The organism is Pseudomonas sp. LBUM1673 (genome assembly GCF_059695645.1).
The window spans coordinates 395,613-415,154 of record NZ_CP166780.1; the positions used below are offsets into that span (position 1 = coordinate 395,613).

A 19,542-nucleotide genomic window follows, 5' to 3' on the forward strand; every position below is an offset into this window, starting at 1 on the left:
TAACGTGCTTATCCTTGCGCACGGCACCATTGCGCCGGATCACTCGGGTGACCCTGCTGACGAATAGCGAAATACAGCGCTGGTGTGTCCTGCCCGCCACTGCTACCGACAGTGGAGATGGACTCACCGGCTTTTACCACGTCACCCGCAGATTTGAGCAGCGTCTGGTTGTGACCGTAAAGACTCAAAAAACCGTTGCCGTGGTCGAGGATCACCAGCAACCCGGCGCCTCGCAGCCAATCGGCAAACACCACTCGGCCGCCGTGAACGGCATGCACCTGGCTGCCGGCGGAGGCGCTGATCATCACGCCGTCCCATTTGGTACGGGCATCGTCGCCACGGCTTTCACCGAAGCGTGCCAGCAGTCGACCATCAACCGGCCATGGAAGTTTGCCGCGAGTGGAAGCAAAGGGGCCGCCAAAGGTCTCGCCTGAACTTGAAACCAGTGCGCCGGGTGTCGATTTAACGGTTTTGCGTGGGGCGTCGGTGGCATCTGCTTCAGCCTGAGCCTCACGTAAACGCTTTTTTTCGGCTTCCTGCTGGGCGATCAGCGCTTTTTGCCGCGCCTCTTCTGCCTCTCGGGCCTGACGGGCCAGGGTTTCTTCGATGGTTTTAAGGACTTTAGACAGGTCCGCCTGATCCTGCTCGCGCGCCGCCAGTTTCTGATCGCGAGCCTTCACGTCGTCGCTGAGCTTGGCCAGGACTTGCTGGCGCTCTTTGCGAACCTTGTCGAGTTCGTCGCGCTGGCTGTCGAGGCTGCTCTTCTGCACCAGCAATTGAGCCTGCTGCATGGCGATGTCTTTTTCGACATTGGCCAGTTGGCGCAGGGTTTCGTTGAAATTCTTCAGCTGCTCCAGGCGGGCCTGGCTCAGGTAGTCGTAATAGGTGAGGGTGCGGGCGAATTTTTCCGGATTCTGCTGGTTGAGCAGCAACTTCAGGTACTCCTGGCGGCCATTCTGATAGGCGGCTCGGGCCTGAATGGCGATCAGTCGTTGCTGTTCAATGCGCGCGCTCTGGAGTTTTTTTTTCTCACCATCGAGTCGCTGCAGCTCGGATTCGCTTTTCTTCAGCTCTTTTTGCAGGGCTTCGACCTGCTTCTCGAGCTTGCCCATCTCGGTTTCGGTGCCTTTGAGGTCTTTCTGCACCCCGGATTTTTCTTCCTGGAGTTTACCCAGCAGTTTCTTCAGCTCGGCAATGTCCTGACGCGTGGCGTCCAACTGTTGTTGGGTTTGCGTGCGCTCGTCGGCAAAGGCCGGTTGAAGCAGGCAGGTCAGGGCAAGGGCTATCAAGACGCGAAGCATAGAGGCGGGCGACACCAGGGGAAAGGGACGGCCTAGTATGCCCGCCAAGCGCAGCAAAAAAAATGCCCAATTGGGGCTGTGTGATAACTGGAGTGGGGTTCAGGGGTAATTAGTCTTCGAAACCACCACAAACCACTGTGGGAGCGGCGGTGCGGCGATCCGACTTGCCCGCGATGGCGTCCTGACATTCAACATAGAAGTTGGCTGTCAGATTGCTATCGCGGGCAAGCCCGCTCCCACAGGGTATGGCGTCGTCAGATGGATCTGATCAGACCAGAATCGAAGTCCCGGTCATTTCCACTGGCTTCTCAAGCCCCAGCAACATCAGCATGGTCGGCGCGACATCCGCCAGCACGCCGCCATCACGCACCTTGAGAGCACGCTTGCCGACATAAATGAACGGCACCGGCTCGGTGGTATGCGCAGTGTGCGCCTGGCCAGTGGATGCATCGGACATTTGCTCGACATTGCCGTGGTCGGCGGTAATCAGGGCTTCGCCGCCGACTTTTTCCAGTGCATCGACGATGCGACCGACACACAGGTCCAGGCATTCAACCGCTTTGACAGCCGCGTCGAATACACCGCTATGGCCGACCATGTCGCCGTTGGCGTAGTTGACCACGATCACGTCGTAACGCTGGTTTTCAATGGCATCGACGATGCGGTCGGTGACTTCCGGGGCACTCATCTCAGGCTGCAAGTCATAGGTGGCGACTTTCGGCGACGGAATCAGGATGCGTTCTTCGCCCGGGAACGGTTCTTCGCGGCCGCCCGAGAAGAAGAAAGTCACGTGGGCGTACTTCTCGGTTTCGGCGATGCGCAGCTGCGTCTTGCCATTTTTCGCCAGGTAATCGCCCAGCACGTTGTCCAGGCTGCTCGCGGCGAAGGCCGACGGCGCGGGAATGCTGGCGGCGTATTGGGTCAGCATGACGAAACCGGCAAGTGCAGGCTGGCGAGCGCGTTCGAATTCCTTGAAATCGTCTTCGACGAACACGCGGGTCAGTTCGCGAGCGCGGTCGGCGCGGAAGTTCATGAAGACTACGGCGTCGCCGTCTTCAACCTTGACCGGCTCACCGATGCTGGTGGCTTTGACGAACTCGTCGCTCTCGCCACGTTCGTAAGCGGCTTGCAGGCCTTCCTGCGCGGTAGCGGCGTTGAATTCGCTGTTGCCATCGACAATCAGGTTGTAGGCCTGAGACACGCGGTCCCAACGGTTATCGCGGTCCATGGCGTAGTAACGGCCGATGATGCTGGCGATCCGGCCTTTACCGAGGGCTTCGAAGGTCGCATCCAGCAATTCGATCGACGACTGGGCGCTTTTCGGTGGTGTATCACGGCCATCAAGAAACGCGTGCAGGTAGATTTTTTCGGCGCCGCGCTTGTAGGCCAGCTCAGCCATGGCGATCAGGTGATCCTGGTGGCTATGAACGCCGCCATCGGACAGCAGACCCATGAAGTGCACGGCTTTGCCGGCAGCAACGGCTTTATCCACCGCAGCGCAGATGGTCGGGTTCTCGAAGAACTCGCCGTCGCGGATCGCTTTGGTCACGCGGGTGAAGTCCTGGTACACCACGCGGCCGGCGCCAAGGTTCATGTGACCGACTTCGGAGTTGCCCATCTGGCCGTCCGGCAAGCCGACGTCCATGCCGCTGCCCGAGATCAGGCCGTTCGGCACGGTGGCCCACAGGCGGTCCAGTACGGGCTTCTTCGCGGCATAGATGGCGTTGGATTCAGGGCTCTCACTGTGACCGAAGCCGTCGAGAATAATCAGGACCAAAGGTTTAGGCGTGGTAGTCATGGATTCCACTCGTGGCTGAATTAAAAGAGGGCGATGGAAAAGGGAGTGGCAGTTTAAAGCCAAGTTCAATCCGCGTCACCGCCGGACGGGGTTTGGCCCACCATAGTGGCTGTGTATACTGGCCGACATTTTAACGCCCTGGAACCTCCTTCGATGGTTGCTCACCTGATTGAATTTGCCACTAACCACTATTTGCTCGTCGGTATCTTCGTCGTACTGCTGGCGTTGCTGATCGCTTATCAGATGCAAGGCGGCGGCCGTAGCCTGAGCACCGGTGAACTGACCGGGCTGGTCAACAAGGACGCAGGCGTGGTCATCGACATCCGTCCGATCAAGGATTTCACCGCTGGTCACATTGTTGGCGCGTTGAACATTCCTCACGACAAACTGACCGCTCGCGTTGGCGAACTGGAAAAGCACAAGGCCAAGACCATTATCCTGGTTGACGCCATGGGCCAGACTGCCGGCACCCATGCCCGCGAATTGATGAAGTCCGGCTTCACCGCCGCCAAATTGTCTGGTGGTATTTCCAGCTGGAAAGCCGACAATCTGCCGCTGGTGAAGTGATATGAACAACGTCGTCGTCTATTCCAGCGATTACTGCCCTTATTGCTCGCGAGCCAAGTACCTGCTCGAGAACAAAGGCGTAGCCTTTGAAGAGATCAAGGTCGATGGCAAGCCGCAGGTACGTGCCGCGATGGCTCAGAAGGCCGGGCGTACGTCCGTGCCGCAGATCTGGATCGGCAGCACCCACGTTGGCGGCTGTGATGATTTGTTTGCCCTGGAGCGCGCCGGCAAGCTCGACGCCATGCTCAAGGCCTGACTGCCTTCCTCAAAAATAGCCAACCCTATAAGACCCGAGATCAGAAAGGATCTGAGATGACTGACCAACAGAACACTGCAGCTAGCGAAGAAGAAACCGCACCGCAATTCTCCTTGCAGCGCATCTACGTACGTGACTTGTCCTTCGAAGCCCCGAAAAGCCCGGCGATCTTCCGCCAGCAGTGGGAGCCGAGTGTCGGTCTGGATCTGAACACCCGCCAGAAGGCTTTGGAAGGCGACTTCCACGAAGTCGTGCTGACCCTGTCGGTCACCGTGAAAAACGGTGAAGAAGTGGCGTTCATTGCTGAAGTGCAACAGGCCGGGATTTTCCTGATCAAGAACCTGGACGATGCTTCGATGAGCCACACCCTGGGCGCGTTCTGCCCGAACATCCTGTTCCCGTACGCTCGCGAAACCCTGGACAGCCTGGTGACCCGCGGTTCGTTCCCGGCCCTGATGCTGGCCCCGGTGAACTTCGACGCCCTGTACGCACAAGAGCTGCAACGCATGCAGGCAGCTGGCGAGACTCCGACCGTTCAATAAGCGGTCCTGAGCGTCGAAGCAAGTCCAATGTGGGAGCGGGCTTGCTCGCGAAGGCGGTGTATCAGTCAGCATTAATGTTGCAGCTGATGGCCCCTTCGCGAGCAAGCCCGCTCCCACATTTGTTATGGGGTGTTATTTAAAACCGAGCTGGCGCCAGCCTTCATACACGGCAACCGCCACGGTGTTGGACAGGTTCAGGCTGCGGCAGCCTTCGCGCATGGGCAGGCGCAGGCGTTGCTCACCGGGCAGGGCATCGAGTACTTCGGCCGGCAAGCCACGGCTTTCCGGGCCGAACAGGAAGGCATCGCCCTCGGCGAAGCTGGCGTCGTGAAATGGCCGCGAGCCTTTGGTGGTAAAGGCGAACAGCCGTGGATGACCGAGGCTTTCCAGGCAGCTGGCGAGGTCCGCGTGGCGTTGCAGGGTGGCATACTCATGGTAATCGAGGCCGGCCCGGCGCAGGCGCTTGTCGTCCATCTCAAAGCCCAGCGGTTCGATCAAATGCAGGTGGCAGCCACTGTTGGCGCACAGCCTGATAACGTTGCCGGTATTCGGCGGAATTTCTGGTTGGAAAAGGATGACGTGAAACATGCACGGCTCCGAAGGTAAAGATGACGGGCATTCTACGCCGCCAAAGGACCCTCGTTCGAAACTATTCCCGCGGGTGATGGCTTCGCTGGCGATTGTCGGGGTGATGGTGGGCCTGATGATCGGTCGTTTGACCGCGCCCGACCCCAGCGTTTTGCAACAGGTCGAGGTGACGAGCGATGGGCTGGTGGTGTGGTTCAACAACGAACCCAAAACCCACGGCGAGATAGTCGACGGCAGCGTGGCGCTCTTGTTCGAGGCTGAAGGCAAGGCACAGAAAGGTCAGCTCAAGCTCAACGGCAAGGACGTGAACTGGCGAACGCGGTTGAGTGATGGGGGTTTGTTGCTGACGGTGGTGGCGGCCCGGCCGCTGCAGGGCGAGTGGGCCGGTAGCGAGGTCGATGACCGCTGGCGGCTGGAGATCCATCTCCGAGAGCAATAAAAGAGGGAATCCCCGGCCTGCCTGTACCAAGGTTCCCAAAACGGGAGGGCTCGCGCATTGCGTCGTGAGCCCGGTGTAAAGAGGGAATCCCCGGCCTGCCTGTACCAAGGACCCCAAAACGGGATGGGCTCGTCGCTGTTGCGGTATGAGCCCGGTGTAAAGAGGGGAATCCCCGGCCTGCCTGTACCAAGGTCCCCGAAACTGGGTAGTGAATCGAATCACTGATTGGACTAATGCAGGGGGCGTGCCAGTTTTTAACAAGTTGCAACAGAAAACCGTTGAGCAGCGCTGAAAGCTCCGTAGTTCGGGGCTTTTGTGTTTCTGTGATATGGGTTTTCTTGCAGGTGGAGGTGGGATTTTGGATCGGTTGTCGTGCGCGATTGCGGTTCATGGTGCATTCAGTCGGTGCACGTTGGCCCCAAAAGCTTCGCGGGCAAGCCTCGCTCCTACAGGTCCGGCGTTGACCACCATTCGGAGTTCACACCGGACCTGTAGGAGCGAGGCTTGCCCGCGAATGGATCTAGAGAGCGACGAAAATTGAAAGCACTAACTAGCCCTCATCCCCCTCATCATCATCCCCACCATCAACCTTCATCCCCAATTCCTTGATCTTGCGAGTCAGGGTATTACGCCCCCAGCCCAGCAAAACGGCGGCATCGCGGCGGCGGCCGGCGGTATGTTTGAGGGCAGTCTCGATCATGATCCGCTCGAAGGCCGGCACGGCGCTGTCGAGCAGGCTCGATTGGCCGCGTGCCAGGGCCTGATCAGCCCACTGACGCAGCGCTTGCTCCCAGTTGGTCACCGGTGCCGAATCCTGCGGCAGGCTCAGCAGCTCTGGCGGCAGGTCACTGATGTGCACTTCGCGACCCGAAGCCATCACGGTGATCCAACGGCAGGTGTTCTCCAGTTGGCGCACGTTGCCCGGCCACGGCAGGTTTTTCAGGTATTCCTCGGTTTCGCTTTTCAGCAGCTTCGGTTCCACCGCCAGTTCTTGCGCGGCGCGGCTGAGGAAGTGCTTGGCCAGGGTCGGGATGTCTTCGCGACGGTCCGACATCCGCGGAATGTGGATGCGGATCACGTTGAGGCGGTGGAACAAGTCCTCACGGAATTTCCCGGCGTGCACCAGCGTTTCCAGATTTTGGTGAGTCGCGGCGATGATTCGTACATCGACCTTCACCGGCACGTGGCCGCCGACGCGGTAAAACTCACCGTCCGCCAATACCCGCAGCAAGCGAGTCTGAGTGTCCGCCGGCATGTCGCCGATTTCATCGAGGAACAGCGTGCCGCCGTCAGCCTGTTCAAAGCGCCCACGACGCAGGTTGGCCGCGCCGGTGAATGCGCCTTTTTCATGGCCGAACAGCTCGGACTCCATCAGGTCCTTGGGGATCGCCGCCATGTTCAGCGCAATGAACGGCGAGGCCGCCCGTGGGCTGTGACGGTGCAGGGCGTGGGCCACCAGTTCTTTACCGGTACCGGATTCGCCATTGATCAGCACAGTGATGTTGGAGTGGCTCAAACGCCCGATGGCGCGAAACACTTCCTGCATCGCCGGCGCTTCGCCAATGATTTCCGGGGTGCGGGTCAAGGCGACCGGGACTTCCAGGCCTTGCTGTTCCTGAGCGTGCTGGTTGGCGCGCTTGACCAGGGAAACGGCTTCGTCGACGTCGAACGGCTTGGGCAGGTATTCGAATGCGCCGCCCTGATAGGAGGCGACAGCGCTGTCCAGATCGGAGTGGGCGGTCATGATGATGACCGGCAGCCGTGGGTGTTGTTCGCGAATCCGCGCCAAAAGGTCCAGACCGCTGGCACCCGGCATGCGGATGTCGGAGATGATCACGTCCGGCTGCTGGCGCGCCAGGCGGCTCATCACGCCATCGGCGCTGTCGAAGCTTTGCGTGGTCATGCCTTCCTGCTGCAAGGCTTTTTCCAGGACCCAACGGATAGAACGGTCGTCATCGACGATCCACACGGTTTCACTACGGCTCATGTCGATGTGGCTCCTTGTTCCAGTGGCAGAAAGATCGAGAACGTGGTGTGGCCTGGATGGCTGTCACATTCGATCAGGCCCTGGTGCTGGCTGATGATGTTCTGGGTAATGGCCAGGCCCAGCCCGGTACCGTCTGGACGGCCGCTGACCATGGGAAAGAAGATGGTTTCTTGCAACTCCGCGGGAATGCCCGGGCCGTTGTCGATGATTTCGATCTTGGTCACCAGGCGATGGCGCACGTGGCCGATGGTGAACTGGCGCATGGCGCGGGTGCGCAAGCTGATGCGACCAAGGCGCAGCTCGTTCTGGCTGCTGATGGCCTGCATCGCGTTGCGCACGATGTTCAGCACGGCCTGAATCATTTGTTCGCGGTCGATCAACACGTCGGGAATGCTTGGGTCGTAGTCGCGCACCAAAGTGATGCAGCCCTGGCTTTCGGCTTCCACCAGGTGACAGACACGCTCCAACACTTCGTGAACGTTACACATGGCCAGCGACGGCAATTTGTTGGAGCCGAGCATGCGGTCCACCAGATTGCGCAGGCGATCGGCCTCTTCAATGATGACGTTGGTGTAATCGCGCAGGCTTTCTTCCGGCAACTCACGGGCGAGCAACTGAGCTGCGCCACGAATTCCGCCCAGAGGGTTCTTGATCTCATGGGCGAGGCCGCGTACCAGCATCTTGCTGGTTTCCTGCTTCGACAACTGGGCCTCTTCCTTGGTGATTCGCAGCAAGCGGTCGCGAGGGTGAACCTCCAGCAGCAGCATGGTGTTGCCATTGCTCAGGATCGGCGTCACGGCGTAGTCGACGGTCAGGGTCTGGCCGGTGAGAGCGGTGAGCATCGCTTCGCGCTTGGTGAACGGGTGCGCTTGCTCGACCGCCTGGCGCAGCGAGTTCAGCGCCTCGGTGGACTCGGTGAACAATTCACTGATGAACTGCCCATGGCTACGCTGACCGCTAATGGCCAGCAGCATCTCCGCCGCCGGGTTCATGTACTCAAGGCGCAATTCGGCGTCGAGCAGAATGGTTGCGGTGGTCAGGTTGTCGAGTAGCAAGCGGTGTAGTGCATCGCTAATGGTCATCAGGACCTCTTTTGCGTGCGCAAGAAAAAAGCGCCGATACAAGGAAAATGCAAAAACCAAACCAAGGCTCCGAAAAGAAGCGTTTAGAGCCTGAAACAGGCGTTTGACGCTCATTTGCGTGGCGTTCTGCCAGTTTTTGCGGGTGCTTTCGAACCAAAATGGGTTGAAACGTGAGTGCGGTGCAGATCATTGCACCAATATAGTGCGCAAACCTGAACGAAGTTATAAAGACGCGAAGCTGTAATGTTATCCGTAGCAGCTGCCGAGCCTGCGAGGCTGCGTTCGGCTGCGAAGCAGTCGTAAAATCAGAAACTGCGATGAGTCAGGCAGACCGAGTCTGCCGGACTCATGACTGCTACGCAGCCGAACGCAGCCTCGCGGGCTCGGCAGCTGCTACAAGGAGTGCGTCGCGGTTGAAATTGCTCAACTGACTGGCATTAGTGCCAGAAGAGGCTTTTTGGCTCGATGGGTTTGTCTTTGAGGGGGCATTCCGGCCGTTGGCCGTAGTCGGTGAGGACGCAGGGTTTAGCCTGGCGTTTCTGCGCGAGGGAAATGCGCAGCATGTGGAACGGTTGATTGGCCGTGCGTTCGACGGTGTGGCCCTGTTCGTCGAGGATTTCCACCGACAGGTTATGGCTGCCACGGTCGATGTTGCTCAGGGCGAACACCGGACTTGGGCTGGGTTCGGCGGTGGGCTGGCCGTCCAGCAGCAAACGATAGCGATGACCCTTTTGCAGGCCGGGTTCGCTGGTAACGCTGACGATCAATTCTCCGGTATTGCTACGGATCGTGGCATCCGGCTCCGGCACCAGCACACGGAGCATGTCGTAATGAAACGGTGGTTTGGCCTGGTTCTGTTTCGCAGCGGTTATGGGCGCCATGCCGCTCGGGTTGGCCGACATTCGATTGCTCGTTGCCAGTGGCACACGCTTGGCGTTACGGGTGCCCGGTTGATCGGTGAAGACCCGATTGCCCTGGGCGTCGATGTAGGTGAAGACCTCGGCCATTGCCGGCAGGCTGATCAGGCACGCGACCAGCAGCCAGATCCTCAAGGCTTATGCACCCGTTGTACGGTGAGAGTCACAGTGGGGCTCTGCTGCACGACGTTTTGCCCATCGATCACCTGAACCGCAAAGCGGTGTTCGCCACGGTCGATGTTCACCAATTGCAGAGTCGGTACGTTGCTCGGTTGGCCGTAGGGTTGATCGTCCAGTAACAGCCTCAATCGATGAGGGCTTTGCAGGCGTGGCTGGATCAGTACGCTGACGGTGAACGTGCCGTTGTTGGCGCGCAGGGCTTCTTCGGTGGGTAGACCGGTCAGTTCCAGCACCTGGTAGGCGCTGCCGGGTTGTTCACGACTACGGGATTGCGCAGGCGCTACAGGCTCGCTCGGCGGTTGAAGCTCGACGCTGTTAAGCGGCGGCAACTCCACGGGCTGAGCCTTTACGCCATCAGGCGGTTGATTGCTGTAGGCAGTGTTGCCGTTGGCGTCGGTGTACTTGTAGATCTGCGCGGTGGCGGGCAGGGCGATCAGTACAAGCAGGCATAACAACAATGAGCGCATTGCAGGCTTCCATTGGCCGTTGGGCAAGTGTTCGGCCCTGTTCCGTTCATGGCGACTAAGCGCTGAGCATAGAGCACTTCAGCGCATGTCGGCAGGCCGGCTCAGCGGCTGGCGCTGCACAGCTCAGCGGTGGCGCGTACCTGGGCGAGCTCGCGCAGCGACACTTGGGCGTTGGGTTTATTGGCCTTGGCCAGCCAGGACGGGCACTGTGGGTCGTTGCGATAAGGGCTGAAATCGGCCAGTTGTTGCAGCAGGCGTTTTTGTAACCGATCAAGTTGTGGGCGGATCTGCCCAACGAGATCGGGGCGAGGATCGTTGGGCGCCTTGCCTTGCGCATGCCAGTCAGACAGATGTGCGTATTGCACCAGTTTGTTGGCCTCGATCTGTGCCGAGAAGAATTGTTCGACAGCTTCGTTGCTCAATTTATAGGTCGGTGCCAGGGCGACAGCGGCGGCAATCACCTCGCGCTCGCGCTGACGGTCTTCGACAGGTTTGCCGCTGTCCCATTTGCTCAGTGCGACCTGATCGGCAATCGCCAGGCGTTCTTCGATGGTGCCAAGCAGCGGGGCGAGGGTGGCAGGTGCCGGGCTGGCAAAAGCGCTGTTGGCCAGCAAGACGGTAAGCAAGGCAAGGCATGGGCGTAGGCGCATGGAGGATCTCGGCTTTATCGGGTGAAGGCCATGATGCACGTAACTGTGCATCCGATGACAGACATTCGCCCATAAAAAAGGCCTCCCGAAGGAGGCCTCTCTTTTGTCACGCCGCGTGCTGCAGCGCTACCGGATCAGCAGCTGTAGTACAGCTCATATTCCAGTGGGTGTACGAAGGTACGAACCTTGATTTCTTCTTCGCTTTTCAGGGCGATGTAAGCGTCGATGAAGTCGTCGCTGAAAACGCCGCCTTTGGTCAGGAACGCACGACCTTTGTCCAGCTCTTCCAGGGCTTCTTTCAGGCTGCCGCAAACTTGTGGGATCTCTTTCGCCTCTTCAGGCGGCAGGTCGTACAGGTTTTTGTCAGCAGCGTCGCCAGGGTGGATCTTGTTCTGGATGCCGTCCAGGCCAGCCATCAACAGTGCAGCGAAGCCCAGGTACGGGTTGGCTGCTGGATCCGGGAAGCGAGCTTCGATACGGCGAGCACGAGGGCTGGACACGTAAGGAATACGGATCGAAGCCGAACGGTTGCGAGCCGAGTAAGCCAGCATCACTGGAGCTTCGAAACCTGGGACCAGACGCTTGTAGGAGTTGGTCGACGGGTTGGTGAAGCCGTTCAGAGCCTTACCGTGCTTGATGATGCCGCCGATGAAGTACAGAGCGGTATCGGACAGGCCGGCATAGCCTTCGCCAGCGAAGGTGTTCTTGCCATCTTTGGCGATGGACAGGTGAACGTGCATACCCGAACCGTTGTCGCCGTACAGAGGCTTAGGCATGAAGGTCGCGGTGCGGCCGTATGCGTCAGCAACGTTGTGTACGCAGTACTTCAGGGTTTGAACTTCGTCAGCCTTGGCAACCAGGGTGTTGAACTTCACGCCGATTTCGTTCTGACCGGCAGTCGCCACTTCGTGGTGGTGAACTTCGATGACCAGGCCCATTTCTTCCATGGCGTTGCACATGGAGGTACGGATTTCGTGGTCGTGGTCGAACGGCGGAACAGGGAAGTAGCCGCCTTTGACGCCTGGACGGTGGCCTTTGTTGCCGCCTTCCACGTCCTGGTCGGACATCCACGAACCTTGTTCGGAGAAGATTTTGAACATGGAGCCGGAGATGTCGGACTTGAACTTCACTTCGTCGAAGATGAAGAATTCAGGCTCTGGACCAACGAATACGGTGTCGCCGATACCGGTCGACTTCAGGTATTCCTCGGCACGCTTGGCGATCGCACGTGGGTCACGGTCGTAGCCTTGCATGGTCGAAGGCTCGATCACGTCGCAAACCAGGATCAGGGTCGGCTCTTCGGTGAACGGGTCGAGAACGGCAGTGCTGTCGTCCGGCATCAGGATCATGTCGGAGGCTTCGATGCCTTTCCAGCCAGCGATGGAGGAACCGTCGAACATTTTGCCTTCTTCGAAGAAAGCTTCATCCAGCCCATCGCGAGCCGGCATGGTCACGTGGTGCTGAGTGCCTTTGGTGTCCGTGAAGCGCAGATCAATCCACTTGACGTCATGATCTTTGATGAGTTGAACCGACTTCGACATAGTGTCCTCCGGGTGGCTTCGGGCTTAGTAGTGGATGCCCTTAGAATGTGGGTGATGCCGGCGCGAATACTCTGCCATGGCAACCTGCCTCACAAGGGAGCAAATTGCATGCCAGTGCCCCACCATGGGTTTTTTGCCCCAATATCACGCTTATAAAGGTGCAAGGCCCCGAAAGGCGCAAAACCTTGCCCTGTAATGTAGCGTCTAATCTCGAGAATGACCTGTTTTGGTGCGCGCAAAACCTTCTGCACATTAACTGGTTAAACCTTGAGCAATTTCCGCTATAATCCGCGCCCCCCTTTTTCGGCTGGCCCAGCGCGCGCTGTTTTCATGAAACTAATCGTAAAAGTCTTCCCCGAGATCACCATCAAGAGCCGCCCGGTACGGATGCGTTTCATCCGCCAGTTGGCCAAAAACATCCGTACCGTGCTCCGCGATCTGGACCCGGCTGTGGTGGTGAACGGTGTGTGGGACAACCTCGAGCTGGAAACCCGCGTCAGCGATCCGAAAGCCCTGAAGGAGATGACCGAGCGCCTGAGCTGCATGCCGGGCATCGCGCATTTCCTGCAAGTCGACGAATACCCGTTGGGCGACTTCGACGACATCGTCGAGAAGTGCAAGCTGCACTTCGGCGATTCGCTGGCCGGGAAGATTTTTTCGGTGCGCTGCAAACGTGCCGGCAAGCACGAATTCAGCTCCATGGACGTAGAGAAATACGTCGGCAGCCAGTTGCGTCGTCAGTGCGGCGCCGCCGGGATTTCGCTGAAAGAACCTGAAATCGAAGTTCGCATCGAAATTCGCGACAAACGGTTGTTCGTGATCCACAACCAGCACAACAGCATCGGCGGTTATCCGCTGGGTGCCCTGGAGCAGACGCTTGTATTGATGTCCGGTGGCTTCGATTCCACGGTTGCCGCGTACCAGATCATGCGTCGCGGTCTGATGAGCCATTTCTGCTTCTTCAATCTGGGCGGACGTGCCCACGAGCTGGGCGTGATGGAAGTCGCGCACTTCATCTGGAAGAAGTACGGCAGCTCCCAACGCGTGTTATTTGTCAGTGTGCCGTTCGAGGAAGTGCTGGGAGAAATTCTCGGGAAAGTCGATAACAGTCATATGGGTGTAGTTTTGAAGCGTATGATGTTGCGCGCTGCTTCCCGTATTGCCGATCGGCTGGAGATCGAAGCGCTGGTCACCGGCGAAGCGATTTCCCAGGTGTCGAGCCAGACGTTGCCGAACCTGTCCGTGATCGACTGCGTGACCGACAAGCTGGTCTTGCGCCCGCTGATCGCCAGTCACAAGCAGGACATCATCGACCTGGCCAACGAAATCGGTACTGCCGATTTCGCCAAGCACATGCCGGAATACTGCGGGGTCATCTCGGTGAACCCAAAGACCCACGCCAAGCGTCCGCGTGTGGAGCATGAAGAGAAAGAATTCGACATGGCGGTGCTCGAGCGTGCGCTCGAGAACGCCAAACTGGTGCCGATCGATCGCGTGATCGACGAATTGGGCCAGGATTTGCAGATCGAAGAAGTCAGCGAAGCACTGGCGGGCCAGATCATCATCGACATCCGTCACCCGGATGCCGCTGAAGACGAGCCGCTGGAACTCGCTGGCATTGAGGTGCAGACGATGCCGTTTTATGCATTGAACGCTCGTTTCAAGGAACTGGACCCTACTCGCCAGTACCTGTTGTATTGCGACAAAGGCGTGATGAGTCGCCTGCATGCCCACCATTTGCTCAGTGAGGGGCATGCCAATGTGCGCGTTTATCGACCGAGCTAAGTGCCCGGGGCTGTTTGCCTGTGGCCTGCGTCACCGGCCCCCCGACGCCGCCGTCAAGCTGTAACGGCTTTGACGGACTCTAAAGTTAATCGCTGCCACGACCTGTCAGCACACCGAATCCTCTGATCGAGATACACAAGTGATCGAAAATCTACGCAACATCGCCATCATTGCTCACGTTGACCATGGTAAAACCACCCTGGTAGACAAACTCTTGCGTCAATCCGGCACCCTGGAGCGCAACGAGCTCAACGACGAGCGCGTGATGGACTCCAACGACCAGGAGAAAGAGCGCGGTATTACCATTCTGGCGAAAAACACCGCCATCAACTGGAACGGCTACCACATCAACATCGTGGACACCCCGGGCCACGCCGACTTCGGCGGCGAAGTTGAACGCGTAATGTCGATGGTTGACTCCGTTCTGCTGCTGGTTGACGCTCAAGACGGCCCTATGCCGCAAACCCGTTTCGTGACCAAGAAGGCTTTCGAAGCCGGCCTGCGTCCAATCGTGGTGATCAACAAGGTTGACCGTCCGGGCGCGCGTCCGGACTGGGTTCTGGACCAGATCTTCGACCTGTTCGACAACCTCGGTGCTACCGAAGAACAGCTGGACTTCAAAGTTGTCTACGCCTCGGCCCTGAACGGCATTGCCGGTCTGGAACACACCGACATGGCTGAAGACATGACTCCGCTGTACCAGTCGATCGTCGACAACGTACCTGCGCCAAAAGTCGACCGTGACGGTCCGTTCCAGATGCAAATCTCCGCTCTGGACTACAACAGCTTCCTGGGTGTTATCGGCGTTGGCCGTATCGCTCGTGGTCGCATCAAGCCGAACACTCCGGTTGTGGCTATCGACGCCGACGGCAAGAAGCGTAACGGCCGTATCCTGAAGCTGATGGGTCACCACGGTCTGCACCGTATCGACGTTGAAGAAGCAGCTGCCGGCGACATCGTCTGCATCAGCGGCTTTGACCAGCTGTTCATCTCCGACACTCTGTGCGACCCACTGAACGTCGAAGCGATGAAGCCGCTGACCGTTGACGAGCCAACCGTTTCCATGACCTTCCAGGTAAACGACTCGCCTTTCTGCGGTAAAGAAGGCAAGTTCGTCACCAGCCGTAACATCAAGGAACGTCTGGACAAAGAACTGCTCTACAACGTTGCTCTGCGCGTTGAAGAAGGCGACACCGCCGACAAGTTCAAAGTCTCCGGCCGTGGTGAGCTGCACCTCTCGGTACTGATCGAAACCATGCGTCGCGAAGGCTTCGAAATGGGTGTTGGTCGTCCGGAAGTGATCATCCGCATGGTTGACGGCGTCAAGCACGAACCGTACGAAAACGTGACCATCGACCTGCCAGAAGAATCGCAAGGTTCGATCATGGAACAGATCGGTATCCGTAAAGGCGACCTGACCAACATGGTTCCGGATGGCAAGGGCCGTGTTCGCCTTGAGTACAACATCCCGGCTCGTGGCTTGATCGGTTTCCGTAACGAGTTCCTGACCCTGACCTCCGGTGCAGGCATCCTGACCTCGATCTTCGACCGTTACGACGTGATGAAGTCCGGCGACATGTCCGGCCGTCAGAACGGCGTGCTGGTTTCGGTTGCTACCGGTAAGGCACTGACTTACTCGCTGGAAACCCTGCAAGCTCGCGGCAAACTGTTCCTGGGTCACGGCGAAGACGTGTACGAAGGTCAAATCGTCGGCATCAACAGCCGCGACAACGACCTGGGCGTCAACCCAACCAAAGGCAAGAAGCTCGACAACATGCGTGCTTCGGGTAAAGACGAAACCATCGCTCTGGTTCCGCCTATCCGCTTCACCCTGGAGCAGGCTCTGGAATTCGTTCAAGAAGACGAATTGTGCGAAGTCACTCCTAAGTCCATCCGTCTTCGCAAGAAGATCCTGGGCGAAAGCGAGCGTACCCGCGCTGCCAAGAAAAGCGGTAACTGAGTTTCGACTTAGTTAGCAGCTAAAAAAACGCCCCCGACCGCAAGGTCGGGGGCGTTTTTGTTTGTCTGGGGTTTTTGCAGTGTTTGTGGGGGCCTCTTCGCGGGCAAGCCTCGCTCCTACAGGGTTAGTGGTGTTCGCGCTAATCCTGTAGGAGCGAGGCTTGCCCGCAAAAGCAATCTGTCAGACAACGAAGATAGGAAATCAGAACTTGTCCAGCGTCCGCGGATTGTTCTCGCGCACCACTTCTTTGGGCTTGTACGCGCAATACCCCGGCCGCGGTCCGATCTTCGGGTGATTGCGGCAGGTGTCCGGGCGCTTATCATAAATAGTGCACAAACGGCTCTTACGATCCAGGTACAGGCAATCGTTGTTGCTCATGCGCTGAAGGGTGAAGATCTCGGACTTCTGGTTATAGCGCTCGACGATCCCTTCCTTCTGCAAACGCTTGGCGATGTTCTTCGGCGGATCGCCACGCTCGAATTCGTCGACGATGCCGATACGGATCAGATCCTTGATCTTGACCTCGACCGGCAAGGTGCAGCAACTGGACACGCAGGCGCCGCACATTGGGGCAGAGTACTTGGCCCAGGTATCGAGGCGATCGATCTCCGCGGCGGCGATCAGGTTGGGCTTCATCATCGGTTGTTACCAGCGTGTGCATCAGGGCGCGCGATCATACCGGGACTGGTGGATTTTTGAACAACCTTTCGCCAGATTTTTTCTCTTGGCGCAAAATAATCCCTGTGTCCGGCACGGCCCCTGCATTGTTTCTGGCACGCGACAACGTAATGTCGATCTATCTCGCACTAACAGGGAAAACTGCCGAACCAGAGTCTCAATGGTCTGTCAGACCGACTAGGCTCAGACAACTTCACGCTCGCTCGAGGTCCTATCGATGACTCAAGAACCACTTGTTCGCGAAGCAGAGGTGGCCGCATTTCGCGACGCCGTCTTGACCAAGCTTACCTACGCGGTGGGCAAAGACCCGGATCACGCCTTCGACCACGACTGGTTCGAAGCCATCGCCCTGGCGGCGCGCGATCACATGGTCGAGCACTGGATGGACCACACCCGGCAGATCTACCGCAAAGGCCAGAAACGGGTTTATTACCTTTCCCTTGAATTCCTCATCGGCCGCTTGCTCTACGACAGCCTGAGCAACCTCGGCCTGCTCGATGTGGCCCGCGAGGCCATGACCGAACTGGGCGTCGATATCGAACGCATCCGTCTGCTGGAGCCCGATGCGGCACTGGGCAACGGTGGTCTCGGGCGTCTGGCGGCGTGCTTCATGGAAAGCATGTCGACCCTCGGCATCGCCGGCCATGGTTACGGCATTCGTTATGAGCACGGTTTGTTCCGCCAAGCCATCGTCGATGGCTGGCAGCAGGAGCAGACCGAACACTGGCTGGATTTCGGCAACCCATGGGAGTTCGAACGGCCGGAGGTCGCCTACCCGATCGGCTTCGGCGGCAGTGTCGAAACCGTAACCGATGAAAGCGGCAAGTCCAGGCAAGTCTGGTCCCCGGCTGAAACCGTGCGGGCCATTGCCTATGACACCCCGGTGGTCGGTTGGCACGGCGCGAGTGTCAACACGCTGCGGCTGTGGCGTGCCCGGGCCATGGAAGATTTGCACCTGGAGCGCTTTAACGCTGGCGACCACTTGGGCGCGGTAGCCGAAGTGGCTCGGGCCGAAAGTATTTCCCGCGTGCTCTACCCGGCGGACAGTACCGAGGCCGGCCAGGAACTGCGTCTGCGTCAGGAATATTTCTTCGTCGCTGCGTCCCTGCAGGATTTGCTGCGCCGCCATCGCAATATGCACACTTCGGTGCTGACCCTGGGCGATCACGCGGCCATTCAACTCAATGACACTCACCCCTCGATTGCCGTGGCCGAGCTGATGCGTCAGTTGGTCGACGTCTACGACGTGGCGTGGGATGCGGCGTGGCAGGTCACCGTCGACACGCTGTCGTACACCAACCACACGCTGTTGCCGGAAGCGCTGGAAACCTGGCCGGTTGGTTTGATGGAACGGATGCTGCCACGGCACATGCAGATCATTTATTTGATCAATGCCCAGCACATCGATTCCCTGCGAGCCAAAGGCATTCACGATTTTGACGTGCTGCGTGCGGTATCGCTGATTGAGGAGGACAACGGTCGCCGCGTGCGCATGGGTAACCTGGCGTTTCTTGGTTCCCACAGCGTCAACGGCGTGTCCGGCCTGCACACGCAGCTGATGCGCAGCACGGTGTTCTCCGAACTGCACCAACTCTACCCGGAGCGGATCAACAACAAGACCAACGGCATCACCTTTCGCCGCTGGCTCTATCAGGCCAACCCTGAGTTGACCTCCATGATGGTCGACGCCCTTGGCCCGGATCTGCTGGACAACCCCGAAGAGCGCCTGGTGGGACTGGAGCCGTTTGCCGAGAAGACTGCATTCCGCAAACAGTTCGCCGAACAGCGGCTGCACAACAAGAAAGCTTTGGCGTACCTGATTCATGAGCGGCTGGGGATTGCGATCAACCCGGCAGCGATGTTCGACGTGCAGGTCAAGCGGATCCACGAATACAAACGTCAGTTGCTCAACCTGTTGCACACCGTCGCGCTGTATCAGGCGATTCGTGCCGAGCCGGAAATCGACTGGGTACCGCGGGTGAAAATCTTCGCCGGCAAGGCGGCGGCCAGTTATCACCAGGCCAAGCTGATTATCAAACTGACCAACGACATCGCCCGGGTGGTCAACAACGATCCGACCGTGCGTGGGTTGCTCAAGGTGGTGTTCCTGCCCAACTACAATGTGAGTCTGGCCGAAAGCATCATTCCGGCGGCGGATTTGTCGGAACAGATTTCCACCGCCGGCTTCGAAGCCTCGGGCACCAGCAACATGAAATTCGGCCTCAACGGCGCGCTGACCATCGGCACCCTGGACGGGGCCAACGTGGAGATGTGCGAGCGTATCGGCGCCGAACACATGTTCATCTTCGGCCTCAGCGCCGAGCAAGTGGAGGCGCGCAAGCGCAACCATGAATTCAGCGCGGCGCCGGACATTGCTGCCTCCCATCGACTCAACGACGTGCTGCAAGCGATTCGCGGCGGGGTATTCTCGCCGGACGATCCGTCCCGTTACACCGCGCTGATCGATTCGCTGGTGGACTACGACCGCTTCCTGGTCTGCGCCGATTTCGACGCCTACTGGAACGCTCAGATGCGGGTCGAGGCCCACTGGCACGACTCGAATGAATGGTGGCGCTCGGCGGTATTGAGCAGCGCTCGGATGGGCTGGTTCTCGTCCGACCGGACCATTCGCGAGTACGCCACGGATATTTGGAAGGCCCTGGAGTAACTTTTAGCGAGAAATGTGCGCAAGGCCCAACGTCCGTTGGGCCTGATCGATATACTAAGCACCAACTTGATCCTTGTGGGAGCGGGCTTGCTCGCGAAAGCGGACCGACATTCAACATCAATGCCGAATGTCAGGC

At 58.6% G+C, this 19,542-nt stretch carries 17 protein-coding genes; 7 read left to right on the forward strand and 10 right to left on the reverse strand.

Annotated elements, in window-relative coordinates; translation table 11 throughout:
• Positions 1 to 8 precede the first annotated feature (8 nt).
• Positions 9 to 1,301, reverse strand: a complete 1,293-nt coding sequence (locus ACA044_RS01840) for a murein hydrolase activator EnvC family protein (protein ID WP_497444919.1) — start codon at positions 1,299 to 1,301, stop codon at positions 9 to 11.
• A 268-nt stretch (positions 1,302 to 1,569) separates the two neighbouring features.
• On the reverse strand, positions 1,570 to 3,099 hold the full coding sequence (gene gpmI / locus ACA044_RS01845) for a 2,3-bisphosphoglycerate-independent phosphoglycerate mutase (protein ID WP_497444920.1): 1,530 nt from the start codon (positions 3,097 to 3,099) through the stop codon (positions 1,570 to 1,572).
• 153 nt (positions 3,100 to 3,252) lie between these two features.
• Between gpmI and ACA044_RS01850 the strand changes: the two genes are divergently transcribed.
• The 3 genes from ACA044_RS01850 to secB are packed head-to-tail and all read left to right on the forward strand — an operon-like array spanning position 3,253 to position 4,464.
• Entirely contained in the window at positions 3,253 to 3,666 is a 414-nt protein-coding gene (locus tag ACA044_RS01850; protein ID WP_038978558.1) for a rhodanese-like domain-containing protein, read from the forward strand.
• A 1-nt stretch (position 3,667) separates the two neighbouring features.
• Positions 3,668 to 3,922 (forward strand): glutaredoxin 3, encoded by a 255-nt coding sequence (grxC, locus tag ACA044_RS01855; protein ID WP_007939440.1) that lies wholly within the window; start codon positions 3,668 to 3,670, stop codon positions 3,920 to 3,922.
• 56 nt (positions 3,923 to 3,978) lie between these two features.
• Positions 3,979 to 4,464: a protein-export chaperone SecB gene (gene secB, locus ACA044_RS01860; RefSeq protein ID WP_007897410.1), complete on the forward strand. Its 486-nt coding sequence runs from the start codon at positions 3,979 to 3,981 to the stop codon at positions 4,462 to 4,464.
• 132 nt (positions 4,465 to 4,596) lie between these two features.
• On the opposite strand, the gene ACA044_RS01865 is transcribed toward secB, so the two are convergent.
• A complete protein-coding gene (locus ACA044_RS01865) occupies positions 4,597 to 5,052 on the reverse strand; it encodes a tRNA (cytidine(34)-2'-O)-methyltransferase (RefSeq protein ID WP_007949025.1) in 456 nt (151 codons plus the stop codon).
• On the opposite strand from ACA044_RS01865, the gene ACA044_RS01870 reads away from it, so the two are divergent.
• Positions 5,051 to 5,491, forward strand: a complete 441-nt coding sequence (locus ACA044_RS01870) for a hypothetical protein (RefSeq protein WP_497444921.1) — start codon at positions 5,051 to 5,053, stop codon at positions 5,489 to 5,491. The two genes, ACA044_RS01865 and ACA044_RS01870, sit on opposite strands and share 2 nt — an antisense overlap.
• A gap of 550 nt (positions 5,492 to 6,041) precedes the next feature.
• Here the strand turns inward: ACA044_RS01870 and ntrC are convergent.
• The 6 genes from ntrC to glnA all read right to left on the reverse strand — a co-directional run bounded on the left by ntrC (position 6,042) and on the right by glnA (position 12,315).
• A complete protein-coding gene (ntrC, locus tag ACA044_RS01875) occupies positions 6,042 to 7,478 on the reverse strand; it encodes a nitrogen regulation protein NR(I) (protein ID WP_497444922.1) in 1,437 nt (478 codons plus the stop codon).
• Positions 7,475 to 8,560, reverse strand: coding sequence for a nitrogen regulation protein NR(II) (gene glnL / locus ACA044_RS01880; RefSeq protein ID WP_497444923.1), 1,086 nt, complete (start codon positions 8,558 to 8,560; stop codon positions 7,475 to 7,477). Before glnL ends, ntrC begins: the two co-directional genes overlap by 4 nt.
• 437 nt (positions 8,561 to 8,997) lie before the next feature.
• Entirely contained in the window at positions 8,998 to 9,612 is a 615-nt protein-coding gene (locus ACA044_RS01885; protein WP_497444924.1) for a DUF4124 domain-containing protein, read from the reverse strand.
• Positions 9,609 to 10,124: a DUF4124 domain-containing protein gene (locus ACA044_RS01890; protein WP_497444925.1), complete on the reverse strand. Its 516-nt coding sequence runs from the start codon at positions 10,122 to 10,124 to the stop codon at positions 9,609 to 9,611. The genes ACA044_RS01885 and ACA044_RS01890 overlap by 4 nt, the downstream gene beginning before the upstream one ends.
• A 101-nt stretch (positions 10,125 to 10,225) precedes the next feature.
• Positions 10,226 to 10,774, reverse strand: coding sequence for a chorismate mutase (locus ACA044_RS01895; RefSeq protein WP_497444926.1), 549 nt, complete (start codon positions 10,772 to 10,774; stop codon positions 10,226 to 10,228).
• A gap of 134 nt (positions 10,775 to 10,908) precedes the next feature.
• Positions 10,909 to 12,315, reverse strand: a complete 1,407-nt coding sequence (glnA, locus tag ACA044_RS01900) for a glutamate--ammonia ligase (protein ID WP_007907861.1) — start codon at positions 12,313 to 12,315, stop codon at positions 10,909 to 10,911.
• A gap of 330 nt (positions 12,316 to 12,645) precedes the next feature.
• Between glnA and thiI the strand changes: the two genes are divergently transcribed.
• Both thiI and typA read left to right on the forward strand, forming a co-directional pair.
• Positions 12,646 to 14,100, forward strand: a complete 1,455-nt coding sequence (gene thiI, locus ACA044_RS01905) for a tRNA uracil 4-sulfurtransferase ThiI (RefSeq protein ID WP_497444927.1) — start codon at positions 12,646 to 12,648, stop codon at positions 14,098 to 14,100.
• Positions 14,101 to 14,239: 139 nt separating this feature from the next.
• Complete coding sequence (gene typA / locus ACA044_RS01910) at positions 14,240 to 16,060, forward strand: translational GTPase TypA (protein WP_090176728.1); 1,821 nt, start codon at positions 14,240 to 14,242, stop codon at positions 16,058 to 16,060.
• A gap of 201 nt (positions 16,061 to 16,261) precedes the next feature.
• Here typA and ACA044_RS01915 read toward each other — a convergent pair whose 3' ends face one another.
• Positions 16,262 to 16,699, reverse strand: a complete 438-nt coding sequence (locus tag ACA044_RS01915) for a YkgJ family cysteine cluster protein (protein ID WP_258697980.1) — start codon at positions 16,697 to 16,699, stop codon at positions 16,262 to 16,264.
• Between the two features lie 256 nt (positions 16,700 to 16,955).
• Here ACA044_RS01915 and ACA044_RS01920 point away from each other — a divergent pair, with 256 nt between their 5' ends.
• Positions 16,956 to 19,406: a glycogen/starch/alpha-glucan phosphorylase gene (locus ACA044_RS01920; RefSeq protein WP_497444928.1), complete on the forward strand. Its 2,451-nt coding sequence runs from the start codon at positions 16,956 to 16,958 to the stop codon at positions 19,404 to 19,406.
• The last annotated feature ends 136 nt before the right edge of the window (positions 19,407 to 19,542 follow it).